The organism is Pseudomonas sp. PLB05, assembly GCF_021106615.1.
In the GTDB taxonomy this organism is placed as follows: domain Bacteria; phylum Pseudomonadota; class Gammaproteobacteria; order Pseudomonadales; family Pseudomonadaceae; genus Chryseomonas; species Chryseomonas benzopyrenica.
Map to the genome: position 1 here is coordinate 582,854 of NZ_JAJOHO010000001.1, position 12,641 is coordinate 595,494.

Sequence of the window (12,641 nt, forward strand, 5' to 3'; positions counted from 1 at the left end):
TCCAGTAGGTGCGGCATCCAGGGGCGACCGCGCTAGAGCGGTTGAGCGGGTTCCTCGACCAAGCAATACCTTTGCCAGAGGGCCAGGAACGCGGCCAGTCCGTCTCTCTCGTGATCGCCGCCGCCGCGCGCTGCACCAGCTTCGATCGAGGTGCTCCACGGCGGGGCGCTGTACCGCACCGCGATCCGCCAGGTAGCGGCTGCATCCAGCTGTGCCGCTGGCGCCAGCGCCGGTATTGGCTGGCACCCACTATGGACCGTTGCCGACCCGGAGTGCCGGCAGGGATGGCCGCGTCGGTACGATCCGGGTGGCCACTGCTTCCCGCGCCGTCCCAGGGCGAACCGGCGTCCCAGCCGGCGGGTTGCCGCGCCGCGTTCAGGTCACTCAGGGCTGACGGATGGCATCCAGCAGATCCAGGCGTTGCCACTGCTCATGGGCGGGGTCCAGGCCCAGTTCGGCGACGCCATGGGACTTGGCCAGACGGGGCTGGGCCGTCGCAAGGGATAGCGTGGGGGCCATGGCCTGGAGCAGCGCTGGCGCCCCTTCCGGGACCTGGACCGGCCGCCCGGCGGAACCCGCGACAGCAGGTAGGCCATAACTCAGGGTGTAGTGCTGGAAGGCCACCGCCGCCTGACTGTTCCAGGGGTCCTGGTCGGCGGCGCTACCTGCCGCGCACTGGGCCAGCGTCATCCCACAGGCCTTGGCCAGCGCCGTGCGCAACTGCTCGCGCGCCTCGTCGAACAGGCGGCGATAGGCCGGATCGGCCAGGTAGTGGGCGACGTTGTACTGGGCGATCATCCGGCCGCCGATGACGTCCAGCGGGTAGTGCACCCCCAGCACCTGGCGCGAGTAGCCATAGCCGGCACCGCGCGCCAGGATCGCCGTGGCGCGCTCGGGCAGCATGGCGGCGAGCAGCAGGGTGTCGGTGTAACCCACGGTGCTATGGCCGCTGGAGAAGGCGCCCGCCGAGGCCAGGTAGGGCTGGTGGTTGCCCAGCACGACCCGGTCCTGGACCAGGGTCACCGGGTGCTCAGGGCGCAGGAAGGGCCGGGGATAGTCGAAGTATTTCTTCGCCGGTGCCGTGCTGACTTCCGAGGCCTTGATCAGGGCGGCCGCTTTGCCCAATTCACCTCTTTCGTAGGCGTCGAGAAACGCCTGGCCCAGGCGCGGGCCCAGGGCATCGGCGGTGAAATACAGGAAGGCGATCCCGTCGGCATCGAGCAGCGCGCGATCCTGCAAGGCCGGTGAGGCGTCGTGGTTGATCCGGGCGACGGTGGCGGTACTCGCGGTCAGCAGGCTGGCGGGCAATTGGCGGAAGCCTTCGAGGACCTGGATATCGGCCTGCTGCAAGCCTTCCTTGGCGAAGTCGTAGTGCTGGGCGGTCAGCCAGGCCTGGTCGGCCAGGGGCGTGCCCTGCTTGACCCGTTCGATACCCGGCTGATCGAAGGGCTGGGCGGCCTGGCGCAGGCGCTGCACCAGCAATTCCCGCTGGCGTTGTTCCAGTTGGGCGAAGGCACCTTGCTCGCCCGCCTGTTCCAGGTTGGCGAGAAAGGTCTGTGGCTGAGTGCTGGCCGCCTGTGCCAGGGGGGTGAGCAGGAGTCCACAAACGAGGGGCAGTAGGGTAAGGCGCATGCTAGAGCTCTCGGAAAGGTTGAGCTCCAGTTTCGGCTGTCCCAATTGCAAGAATGTTACAGGGTGTGTCAGCCCAGCAATTCGCTCATGGCGATGATCTGGTCGGCTACCTGGATCAGCTTCTGTTGCTTGCTCATGGCCTGGCGGCGCATCAGGGTATAGGCCTCGTCTTCGCTGCAGCCACGCATCTTCATCAGCAGACCCTTGGCCTGGTCGACCTTCTTGCGCTCCAGCAACTGCTGCTCACGGGCCTGGAGTTCGGCGCGTAGCGCCTGGTCGGTCTCGAAGCGGGCGCGGGCGACGTCGATGATGGCCTGCAGGCGACTGGTCTGGATGCCCTCGACGATGTAGGCGCTGACCCCCGACTGGATGGCCCGGCGCATCACCGCCGGGTCGTGCTCGTCGGTGAACATGACGATGGGGCGCGGCAGATCGCGGGTCACCAGGCAGACCTGCTCCATGACGTCGCGTCCGGGTGATTGGGTGTCGAACAGGATAACGTCCGGGCGCAGCGCCTCGATGCGTGCGGGCAGGTCGATGGTCAGGCCGGATTCCTCGATGACTTCGAAACCGGCTTCGATCAGCGCGGCCTTGAGGCGGCCGACCTGCTTGGGGGTGTCGTCGATGAGCAGAATGCGCAAGGTCGTTCTCCCTAGTGATCGCTGAGCGCGTGGATGGCGAAGCTGCGGACATAGCCGGCTGGGTCGCTGCCGTCCCAGGTGCGCCCGTCGAACAGGGTGCTGCTGCGCCGGGTGGGCGGAATCGCCAGGCCGGCGTCGGTGGCCGCCTGCCGGTACAGCTCGGTGCACTGCACCGCCTCGGCGATGTCCAGGTAAGCCGGATCCTCGCGCAGCAAGCCCCAACGACGGAACTGGGTGAGAAACCAGAGGCCGTCGGACAGATAGGGCGGATTGACCTCGCCCTGGCGATGGAAGGCCAGCGGGTGCTGGTCTTCCCAGCGGCCATCGAGGCCATCTTCGTAGTGACCGAGAAAGCGCTGGGCGAGCAGCGCCGGGTCGGTGTTCACATAGTCGGCGCCGCTGATCAGTTGAGCGGTGCCCAGACGATTCTCGCGACTCTCCTCGATGAAACGACTGGCGTCGAGCAGGGTGCGGATCAGCGCCCGGGCGGTGTTGGGATAGCGCTCGGCGAAGCGGCCGGTGCAGGCCAGCACCTTTTCCGGGTGGTCCGGCCAGATGGCCTGGGTGGTGGTCAGGGTGAATCCCTGGCCGCGCGCCACGGCGGCAGCGCCCCAGGGTTCGCCGACGCAGAAGCCGTCGACTCGGCCGGCGGCCAGGTGCTCGGGCATCTGTGGGGGCGGCACCAGGGCAGTGCGCACATCGCGCAGGGGATGGATGCCCTGGGCGGCCAGCCAGTAGTAGAGCCAGAAGATATGGGTGCCGGTAGGAAAGGTGTGCGCCAAGGTCAAGGGCCTGGCGTCCGGTTGGCGGATCCGCTCGACCAGGGAGGCGGTATCCTGCACGCCTTCCCGGGCCAGGCTGCGCGCCAGATTGATGCTCTGGCCGTTTTGCGCCAGCCCCATGAGCACCGCCATCGGCGTAGCGGCGGTGCCGCCCAGGCCCAGATGCGCGCCATAGACCAGGCCATAGAGACAATGGGCGGCATCGAGCTGGCCATTGAGCAGGTTGTCGCGCAGGGCCGACCAGGAGGGCTGGCGATGCAGATTCAGCGTCAGGCCATGGGGTTCGCCGAAACCCTGAGTCGCCGCCACGATCAGCGAGGCGGCGTCGCTCAGGGGCAGGAAGCCCAGATTGAGTTCGGGCTTTTCCGGGGCATCCGAACCCGCGACCCAAAGATTCGCGGCAGGAAGGGAAGACAGGGCAGGCATGGGGTCTCCGGCAACTAACAGACGCCAGGGCACCTCTCTGTGCACCGCCATGGACGTCTCGACTGGGGCCTGCACCATTATGGTGACAGACACGGCACCATCACCGGGCGCCTTCGCGGTCAGGGCGCCTGCGAGAAAGCGCCTCCGCAGCGGTCCGCAACACGGCCTAAAGAGGCGACACCGGCTAAGGTTTGCCAAGAGACCGGCAAAACCCGCGCCAAGTCGCGGGCTGCCAGTGGAGAAGGCTACCGTTGCGGAATCAGCAGCAGGCGGTCGCGCCCATAGACGCGCTCCAGATTCTGCGGCTGCAGCGGCAGAATCTGGTACTGCCCCTTCGCCCAGCCCTTGCCCGGAGTGCCGGCCTGACTCGCCTGCAGGGGCTCGGCCAGGCCGAAGTCCACCACCAGGCGCAGCGCCGGCGCCAGCCAGGCCTGGTCATCGCCGCCCCAGTGGCTGGCGGTCAGGTCCAGGGTCGTGCCGTCGCCACCACTGGCATTGCCATCCAGGCGGTGCAAGCGGCCCCACTGCCAGGCGGCGCGATCGCTGCCCAGCTTGGCCTCGCAGGTTTCGACGGCTCCGGCCAGCGCGCGGGCGAAGATCGCCGGCTTGTCTTCACGGGTAGGCGTGCTGACGTCATCCCAATAGGGGCTGTCGTCACGGGCCAGGAGATGATCGACGATGGCGTTGTAGCCGGTATCGCTGAGGGTGGTGAAGGCCTGCCAGGCCGGGCTCCGGGTGCCACCCAGTTCATCGGCGAAGGTCTTTTCGGCCAGGGCCTGCAGGAAGGCCTCGTAGAGCGCCGCATCCGCGGAGCCGGCGGCCAGGCGACCGTCGAAGGCTTGCAGACGGCGCAAGGCTTCTTCCGCCTGCTGGCGCTGGGTGGCCGGCAGGGCGGCGATGGCCTGGCGCAGCGGCGCGGCGAAGCCGGGGGCGTCGAGCTGCGTCTTGAGCTTGGTCGCCAGGGTAGTGGTCTGGTCCTGCTGCAGGGCCATGGCATCGTGGGTATCGAGGCGTGCGGAGCGCCCGGCCAGTTGCGCCAGGCGCTCCTGGCGCTCGGGGCCCGACCAGTTGCTGGACAGTTGCATGCCGTAGCCGCGCGGTACCACGCGCTGGTTGGCGGCGCCCAGCCAGCCCTGGGCCGGATCCTGGTCATAGGGGTGCAGCATGGGATCGGCATAGCCGTCCCAGGCGTAGCGCTCGTCCCAGCCGGGCGAGGGCAGCAGCCCCAGGCCGCTACGGCGATTGGGATAGCGTCCGGTCACCTGCCAGCCGACGTGCTCGGCATCGGCGAACACCAGATTCCAGTCACTGGCGCGCAGCTCCCGGGCCAGTTCGAAGGCGCGCTCCACGTCCTTGGCGCGGGTGAGGTCGAAGAGGGCGTCCAGGCTCTTGTCGGCTTCCAGGCGGCTGCTGCGCAGGGCCAGGCCATAGCCGTTGGCGCCCGGAGCCAAGGCCAGGTTCAGCAGAGGGCCGCGCGGGCTGGTGTAAAGGGTCTCGCGGCGCGGTTTTTCACCGCGGACGAAAAAGGTTTCCACCCGCTCGCCGGCGGGTTGCCACTGACCGCCGCTCTGCACCTGCAGACGACCGCCCTGGCGTTGCAGGCGCTCGAGGTAGAGGTCCTGGCTGTCGCCCATCAGGGTCGCGGCGCTCCAGGCCAGCTTGCCGTTGTAGCCATCGAGCAGCAGCGGCAGGCCGGGCAGGGTGGTGCCCACGGCCTCGAAGCGCGGCGCCCTCAAGGTCACCAGGGTAAAGGGCGACTGGCCGTTGAAGGCGCTGACCTTGTCCACCGCGAGCAGGCTGCGCCCACTGCGGGTATGACCCGGTGTCGCCGCCCAGGCGGTGCCGGTGGGGCCGCCGAAAGGGGCGAGCTGAGCCAGCTGGCGCTGGACGTCCAGCAGGGCGTCGAGGCCGGGCAACTGGCCGCGCAAATTCAGGCCGCGCAGCTTGGCGGTCTCCTCTTCCGGCAGGGGTTCGTCCGGGTAGGTGGGCAAGAGCCAGGCCAGGCGCTCGGGGCCGACCTGGGCGGCCAGGGCCAGCGCCGCGGTCTCCTTGCGCAGGTCCACCGCCTGGGCGAAGTTCAGCAGCTCGAAGAGCAGGGCGCTGTCTTCGGCTTTCCAGTATTCGGCGCGGTATTCGTGGCCATCCAGCTCGACTCGCTCGCCAGCGCGATAGAGATAGGCGTTGACGCCCCGGGCATAGACTTCGAAGAAGGTCTTCAGACGCGGCGAGGCATTGCCGTAGGCCACCTGGGCAGCCTTGCGCAGATCCACGGCGCGCATGAAACGGTCGCTGTCCAGGCGGCTGTCACCGTAGGCCTCGGCCAGTCGACCCTGGGCCAGCAGACGCAGCTCGACCATCTGCGCCAGGCGCTCGCTGGCGTGGACATAGCCGAGGGCGAAGAGGGCATCGTGGAAGGTGGTGGTCTCGATCAGCGGCTGGCCGTCGGCGTTGCGGCGCACCGAGGCGGTCTGCGCCAGGCCGCGCAGCGGCAGGCTGCCCTTGACTTGCGGTTGGCTGTGGGTCGGCTGCTCTTCGCCGAAATACTGGCAGCCGGCAAGGGCGGTCAGCAGGCCGAGGGTAGCGAGGCGCAGAGGCGCACGCGGGCGAAACAGCAGAGGCGAGACCATGAACAGCGGACACTCCGGGCGGATGGATGCGAACGGGTGGCTACGTTAGCAGGGTCCGCCGGGGGAGCAAGCCTCGGGCGAGGGGTGGCGCCTGGACGCTGCCGACAGGTCGTCTGCAGCCACGTCTAGCGCAGCGCCATCCAGATCAGCAGGGCGGCCTGGAACAGGCAGAACACCGCCAGGCAGCCGATGGCGAAACGCAGGGATATGTCGTCACGGCGATAGAGGGCGATGCGGTCCTCCAGTTGGCGCAGGCTGGCATCGCGCTCGTCGATCACCCGGTCACACTGCTCCAGCAGGGTGGCACCGTCCAGCAGCGACAACAGCTGCACCTTGTCGGCGTTCCAGTCCTCGCGCAGCTGGCTGACCCGCGCCGCCCGGCAGAGCTGCTGGCGCTCGTCGTCCGCTGCGGTCTCGACGCTGAAGCCCTGGGCGCCGAGCACGTGGTCGCGGCGCTTGCGGCTGTCGTCATCGAGGGCGTCGCGGCGCGCCAGGGGCAGGTCCTGCACCTCGTAGTGGCTCCAGCGCAGGCGCGCCCAGGCGGCGGCCCGGGCCAGCAGGAAGCGGCCCAGGCCACGTTCTTCCGGCTCGATCTGCAAGCCGCGTTCGGGCCCCAGGCGGATCTGGCCCTGGCGATGGTCGACCCAGACCTCCAGCACGTTCACCTCGCGGTGCAGCAGCTGGCCGGGTATCTGCACCGTCAGTCGCAGCAGACTTTCCTCGTCGCCATGGCGCTCGACCAGGCCGAGTTGCACGAAGCGCAGGGGGCGCGCCCCGACCCGTCGATCCGCGGGCTGGGGCATCAGTCGCAGCAGCTGAAAGCGCTCGGGCGGCAGGCTGGCCCAGGGATGGGGTTCATGGGGCGCGGCTTCGACGGCCGGCGATGCTTGGTCAGAGGTTTCCACGGGCAGGCTCCAGCTGTGCGCCTCCTGGGCGCCTTTGCCGGCTTATCGGCCAGTGAGCGGGGAACCTGAGCGCGCGACGAAGGCCGCCACCCGCTCGATCAGCTCACGGGCCAGGGGCAGGTTGGGGTTGTCGTAGGTGGGCAGTTGCGCCTGAAAGTCCGCCGGGGCGATGCGCAGCACATGGTTCATACCGGGAATGATCGCCAGGTCGGCATCCGGTTTGGCCCGCTGCAGCGCCCGGGCATCGTCGACCTCCACCTGGACGTCATGGGTGCCCTGGATGATCAGCGCCGGGGCGTGGATACCGGCGAAGGCCCTGGCCGGATCTTGGCGGAACAGCGAGATGAGATAGGGCTGGACGCTGGGGCGGAACAGCACCAGCAACTCCTTCGGCACCTCGGGCACCGGCGTGCCGCGCAGCAACTGGTCGATGATCCACTGGGCGCTGGCCAGACCGGCGGGCGACAGCTTGCCGGCTAGTTGCTCGCGCAGCACCACGTCGATGGGCCGGCCGCTGCCGGCCAGGGTCACCACCCCGGCGACCGGCACCCGGTCGGCGGCCAGGCTGGCGATCAGGGCGCCTTCGCTGTGACCGAGCAGGATCACCTTGGAAAAGCGTGGATCGGCGCGCAGTAGCCGGATCCAGCCGACCAGGTCGTCGACATAGCGCTCCACGCTGAGGTGGCTCTCGTCCGGTTCGGCGCTACGGCTCTCGGCCACGCCGCGCTTGTCGAAACGCACGCTGGCGATCCGCTGCCGGCCCAGGGCCTCGGCCAGTCGCTGCAAGGCCGCGTTGCGCGCGCCGGGTCCGTTGCCGTTGCGGTCAAGAGGCCCGGAGCCGGAGACGAAGAGCACCACGGGTTGCGGCCGCTCGCTGCGCGGCAGGATCAGGCTGCCCTTGAGCACGCCGCTGCCGGTGTCGAGCTGGACGGGGCGATAGAGCACGGGGTCGGCCGCCGTGGCAAGGGCGGGCAGGGCGAGGCACAGCAGCAGGGAGAACAGCAGACGCATGGCAGGAAGGGCACCGGAGAGCTGGGGTGTGGGGGCCTATCCCGCACACAATCCGTGTAAAAGACCACGGCGCGTGTAAAATCGCCCATTCCCATTTTGCATCCATACCTTTCACCCGTAGCGCGGAGCCCTCGCATGTCCGGCAATACCCTCGGCACGCTGTTCACCGTTACCACCGCCGGCGAAAGCCATGGCCCGGCGCTGGTCGCCATCGTCGACGGTTGCCCGCCCGGACTGCCCCTGGACATCGCCGACCTGCAGCGCGACCTGGATCGGCGCAAGCCCGGCACTAGCCGCCACACCACCCAGCGCCAGGAAGCGGACGAGGTGGAGATCCTCTCCGGGGTCTTCGAAGGCGTCACCACCGGCACCCCCATCGGCCTGCTGATCCGCAACACCGACCAGAAGTCCAAGGACTACTCGGCGATCAAGGACCTGTTCCGCCCGGCCCATGCCGACTACGCCTACCACCACAAATACGGCCTGCGCGACTACCGCGGCGGCGGTCGCAGCTCGGCGCGGGAAACCGCCATGCGCGTGGCGGCCGGTGCCATCGCCAAGAAGTACCTGGCGACCCAGGGCATCCGGGTGCGCGGCTACATGAGCCAGCTGGGCCCCATCGAGATCCCCTTCAAGACCTGGGACAGCGTGGAGGAGAACGCCTTCTTCAGCCCCGATCCGGACCGGGTGCCGGAGCTGGAAGCCTACATGGACCAGCTGCGTCGCGATCAGGATTCGGTAGGCGCGCGCATCACCGTGGTCGCCGACGGCGTGCCGCCGGGTCTGGGCGAGCCCATCTTCGACCGCCTCGACGCCGAACTGGCCTATGCGCTGATGAGCGTCAATGCGGTCAAGGGCGTCGAGATCGGCGCCGGCTTCGCCAGCGTCGCTCAGCGCGGCACCGAGCACCGCGACGAGCTGACCCCGGAGGGCTTTCTGTCCAACAACGCCGGTGGTGTGCTGGGCGGCATCTCCTCTGGCCAGCCCATCGTCGCCCACCTGGCACTGAAAGCTACCTCCAGCATCACCACTCCGGGTCGCTCCATCGACGTCCACGGCAATCCGGTGGATATCATCACCAAGGGTCGCCACGATCCCTGCGTGGGCATCCGCGCCACCCCCATCGCCGAAGCCATGATGGCCCTGGTGCTGATGGATCACCTCCTGCGCCATCGCGCGCAGAACGCCGAGGTGAAAGTGCACACGCCCGTCCTGCCCCAGCTCTGATCCGCGGACGGACGATGCCGGTTCCCTATTGGCGCCTGTCGGGCTTCTATTTCGCCTACTTCGCGCTGCTGGGGGCCACGGCGCCCTACCTGGGGCTGTATTTCCACCACCTGGGCTTTTCCGGCACCGCCATCGGCCAGCTGGTGGCCATCCCCATGCTGATGCGGGTACTGGCGCCCAACCTCTGGGGCTGGCTGGCCGATCGCACCGGCCGCCGGCTGAGCATCGTCCGCCTCGGCGCCGCCTGCACCCTGCTGTGCTTCTCCGGTATCTACCTCGGCCAGGGCTTCGCCTGGCTGGCGCTGATCATGGCCGGTCATGCCTTCTTCTGGCACGCGGTGCTGCCCCAGTTCGAAGCCATCACCCTGGCTCATCTGCGCGATCAGCCGCAGCGCTATGCGCGCATTCGCCTCTGGGGCTCCATCGGCTTCATCGCCGCGGTGGCGGGGCTGGGCTGGGCCTTCGAGTACGTCAGCCTGGATCTCTATCCGGCCTATCTGCTGCTGGTGATGGCGATCATCCTGCTGGCCTCGCTGGCGGTGCCGGGGGTCAAGGTAGACTCCGGCCAGCGCCCTGAGGCGCCGGCCGAGCCGTTCCTGACCACCCTGCGCCAGCCGCGGGTGCCGGCCTTCTTCATCGCCGCGGCACTGATGCAGCTGTCCCATGGCCCTTACTACACGGTCTTCACCCTGCACCTGGAAGCACTTGGTTATGGCCGCGGCGTCATCGGCCAGCTCTGGTCGCTGGGGGTGGTCGCCGAGGTATTGATCTTCCTGGTGATGCCCCAACTGCTGGCGCGGCTGTCGCTCAACACCCTGCTGGTCGCCGCCTTTCTCATCGCCGCCGGGCGCTGGTGGCTGCTGGGCGCCCTGGCCGATCACCTCGCGGTGCTGCTGTTCGCCCAATTGCTGCACGCCGCCACCTTCGGCTGCTTCCATGCCGCCGCCATCCAGTTCGTCCAGTCCCATTTCGACCGCCGCCGCCAGGGCCAGGCCCAATCGCTCTACGCCGCCCTGTCCGGAGCTGGCGGTGCGCTGGGCGCGCTGTATGCTGGCTATGCCTGGCAGGTGTCCGGTGCCCTTGCCGCCTTTGCCGGCGCCTCTCTGGCGGCGCTGGCAGGCGCCTTCCTCATCCTCTTGTCCGTTAGGAGAACCCTCCATGATCCAGCAGCGTGAGCAACTGGCCCGGGAAATCATCGACGCCGGTCGCTTCCTCTATGGCCGCGGCTGGTCGCCGGCCACCAGCAGCAACTATTCGGTACGGCTGTCCGACAGTCGCCTGCTGTTGACCGTCTCCGGCAAGCACAAAGGTCAGCTGGAGCTGGACGACATCCTCGCCACCGACCTCGACGGCACCCCGCTGGAGGCCAAGAAGCCTTCCGCGGAGACCGCGCTGCACACCCAGCTCTATCGCTGGCAGCCGGAGATCGGCGCCGTGCTGCACACCCACTCGGTGAACTCGACGGTGCTCTCGCGCCAGCTCGAAGGCGATCGCCTGGTGCTGGACGGCTACGAATTGCAAAAGGCCCTGCATGGCGTCACCACCCACGACGTGCGGGTGGAGATCCCAGTGTTCGACAACGACCAGGACATCCCGCGCCTGGCCGACAAGGTGCAGACCTGGCTGAACGTGCATCCCGACTGCGTGGGGTACCTGATCCGCGGGCACGGCCTCTATACTTGGGGCCCGCGCATGGCCGATGCCTTGCGCCACGTGGAAGCCTTCGAATTCCTCTTCGAATGCGAACTCAAGACCCGGAGCCTGCGTCCATGAGCCGACTGACCGTCTACCATGATGCCGAACCCCGCCAGCCGCTGAAGGTGATCAGCGATGGCGAGCACATCGCCGCCACCCTGGCCGAGGTCGGGGTGCGTTTCGAGCGCTGGCAGGCCACCGCCCCGGTGGCGCCCGGCGCCAGCCAGGAGGAGGTGATCGCCGCCTACCGACCGGAGATCGATCGTCTCATCCAAGAGCGCGGCTACCAGACCGTCGACGTCATCAGCATGCATCCCGAGCATCCGCAGAAGGAGGCGCTACGCGCCAAGTTCCTCGAAGAGCATCGCCACAATGAAGACGAGGTGCGCTTCTTCGTCGCCGGCCAGGGCCTCTTCACCCTGCACATCGACGACCAGGTCTATGCCGTGCTCTGCGAGAAGGACGACCTCATCTCGGTGCCGGCCGGTACGCCGCACTGGTTCGACATGAGCGAGTCGCCGTCCTTCGTCGCCATCCGCCTGTTCGACAATCCCGACGGCTGGGTCGCCCACTTCACTGGCGTGGACATCGCCCAGCGCTTTCCGCGCCTGGAGGTCGAGGCGTGACGATCAAGGCCATCCTCACCGATATCGAAGGCACCACCAGCGCCGTCAGCTTCGTCTTCGATGTGCTCTTCCCCTATGCCCGCGCGCACCTGCCGGCCCATGTGCGCGCCCATGCCGGAGAGCCGGCGGTGGCCGAGCAACTCGATGCCGTGCGTGCCGAAGCCGGCGAGCTGGACGCCGACGTGGAGCGGGTGATCGCCATCCTGCTGGAGTGGATCGCCACCGACCGCAAGGCCACGCCGCTCAAGGCGCTGCAGGGGCAGGTGTGGGAGCAGGGCTATCGCGCCGGCACCCTCCGGGGGCACGTCTATCCCGACGCCGTCCAGGCCCTGCGCCAGTGGCATGCCGCCGGACTGCCGCTGTACGTCTATTCCTCGGGCTCGATCCAGGCGCAGAAGCTGATCTTCGGTTGCTCCGAGCATGGCGATCTCACGCCTTTGTTTTCCGGGTATTTCGATACCCTGACCGGCGGCAAGCGCGAGGCCGCCTCCTATGCCCGCATCGCCTCGGCGACCACCCATGCGCCGGCGGAACTGCTGTTCCTTTCCGATGTGGTGGAAGAGCTGGATGCCGCGCGCCAGGCCGGTCTGCCGACCTGCGGTCTAGTGCGTGCCGGTGGCCAGCTGGGCGACCATCCGTGCGTGGCGTCCTTTGCTGACATCGATCTCACCGCCTTCGGTTGAGGCCCATGGCCGGCGGCGCTCCCAAGCGAGCCGGCCGAACTCCACGCCCCCATCGCCAGTCCCAAGTGACGAGACCTGTGTCCTCGCAACGGGAGTCGCGACATGATCAATTCCACCATCGGCGGTGTACTGGGCTTCATCGTCTTCCTGCTCGACATCTGGGCCATCGTCAACGTCATCCGCAGTGACAGCACCAGCAATGCCAAGATCGGCTGGACCGTGCTCATCATCGTGCTGCCGGTGATCGGTCTGATCGCCTGGGCCGCCGCCGGTCCGCGCGGCAATCGCTCGGCCACCGCGCCTACCCATAAAGGCTAACCAGCACAGCGCTGGAGCCTGTCACATCCAGCTCTTACAATGCCCGGCTTTTGGCCGGGCATTGTCTG

At 68.2% G+C, this 12,641-nt stretch carries 12 protein-coding genes; 6 read left to right on the plus strand and 6 right to left on the minus strand.

Annotated elements, in window-relative coordinates:
* Positions 1–384: 384 nt before the first annotated feature.
* The 6 genes from LRS53_RS02760 to LRS53_RS02785 all read right to left on the minus strand — a co-directional run bounded on the left by LRS53_RS02760 (position 385) and on the right by LRS53_RS02785 (position 8,024).
* Positions 385–1,632 (minus strand): acid phosphatase, encoded by a 1,248-nt coding sequence (locus LRS53_RS02760; protein ID WP_231354855.1) that lies wholly within the window; start codon positions 1,630–1,632, stop codon positions 385–387.
* Between the two features lie 68 nt (positions 1,633–1,700).
* Positions 1,701–2,273: an ANTAR domain-containing response regulator gene (locus LRS53_RS02765; protein WP_017642176.1), complete on the minus strand. Its 573-nt coding sequence runs from the start codon at positions 2,271–2,273 to the stop codon at positions 1,701–1,703.
* Between the two features lie 11 nt (positions 2,274–2,284).
* Positions 2,285–3,481 (minus strand): CmpA/NrtA family ABC transporter substrate-binding protein, encoded by a 1,197-nt coding sequence (locus LRS53_RS02770; protein ID WP_231354856.1) that lies wholly within the window; start codon positions 3,479–3,481, stop codon positions 2,285–2,287.
* Between the two features lie 245 nt (positions 3,482–3,726).
* A complete protein-coding gene (locus LRS53_RS02775; RefSeq protein WP_231354857.1) occupies positions 3,727–6,108 on the minus strand; it encodes a penicillin acylase family protein in 2,382 nt (793 codons plus the stop codon).
* A 125-nt stretch (positions 6,109–6,233) separates the two neighbouring features.
* Positions 6,234–7,013, minus strand: a complete 780-nt coding sequence (locus LRS53_RS02780) for a hypothetical protein (RefSeq protein ID WP_231354858.1) — start codon at positions 7,011–7,013, stop codon at positions 6,234–6,236.
* Positions 7,014–7,055: 42 nt separating this feature from the next.
* The gene (locus LRS53_RS02785; protein WP_231354859.1) at positions 7,056–8,024 is read right to left on the minus strand and encodes an alpha/beta hydrolase; all 969 of its coding nucleotides are present in this window, start codon (positions 8,022–8,024) and stop codon (positions 7,056–7,058) included.
* A gap of 135 nt (positions 8,025–8,159) precedes the next feature.
* Between LRS53_RS02785 and aroC the strand changes: the two genes are divergently transcribed.
* From aroC to LRS53_RS02815, 6 genes are all read left to right on the plus strand, one after another.
* On the plus strand, positions 8,160–9,251 hold the full coding sequence (gene aroC / locus LRS53_RS02790; RefSeq protein ID WP_160923530.1) for a chorismate synthase: 1,092 nt from the start codon (positions 8,160–8,162) through the stop codon (positions 9,249–9,251).
* 14 nt (positions 9,252–9,265) lie between these two features.
* Positions 9,266–10,426, plus strand: a complete 1,161-nt coding sequence (locus tag LRS53_RS02795; protein ID WP_231354860.1) for an MFS transporter — start codon at positions 9,266–9,268, stop codon at positions 10,424–10,426.
* Positions 10,410–11,024 carry a methylthioribulose 1-phosphate dehydratase gene (locus tag LRS53_RS02800; protein WP_017642183.1) on the plus strand — a complete coding sequence of 205 codons (615 nt, stop codon included), beginning with the start codon at positions 10,410–10,412 and terminating at the stop codon, positions 11,022–11,024. The genes LRS53_RS02795 and LRS53_RS02800 overlap by 17 nt, the downstream gene beginning before the upstream one ends.
* Positions 11,021–11,572, plus strand: coding sequence for a 1,2-dihydroxy-3-keto-5-methylthiopentene dioxygenase (locus LRS53_RS02805; RefSeq protein ID WP_017642184.1), 552 nt, complete (start codon positions 11,021–11,023; stop codon positions 11,570–11,572). The genes LRS53_RS02800 and LRS53_RS02805 overlap by 4 nt, the downstream gene beginning before the upstream one ends.
* Positions 11,569–12,255, plus strand: coding sequence for an acireductone synthase (mtnC, locus tag LRS53_RS02810; RefSeq protein WP_173148039.1), 687 nt, complete (start codon positions 11,569–11,571; stop codon positions 12,253–12,255). The genes LRS53_RS02805 and mtnC overlap by 4 nt, the downstream gene beginning before the upstream one ends.
* Before the next feature lie 105 nt (positions 12,256–12,360).
* Positions 12,361–12,573 carry a PLD nuclease N-terminal domain-containing protein gene (locus tag LRS53_RS02815; RefSeq protein WP_026083979.1) on the plus strand — a complete coding sequence of 71 codons (213 nt, stop codon included), beginning with the start codon at positions 12,361–12,363 and terminating at the stop codon, positions 12,571–12,573.
* Positions 12,574–12,641 lie beyond the last annotated feature (68 nt).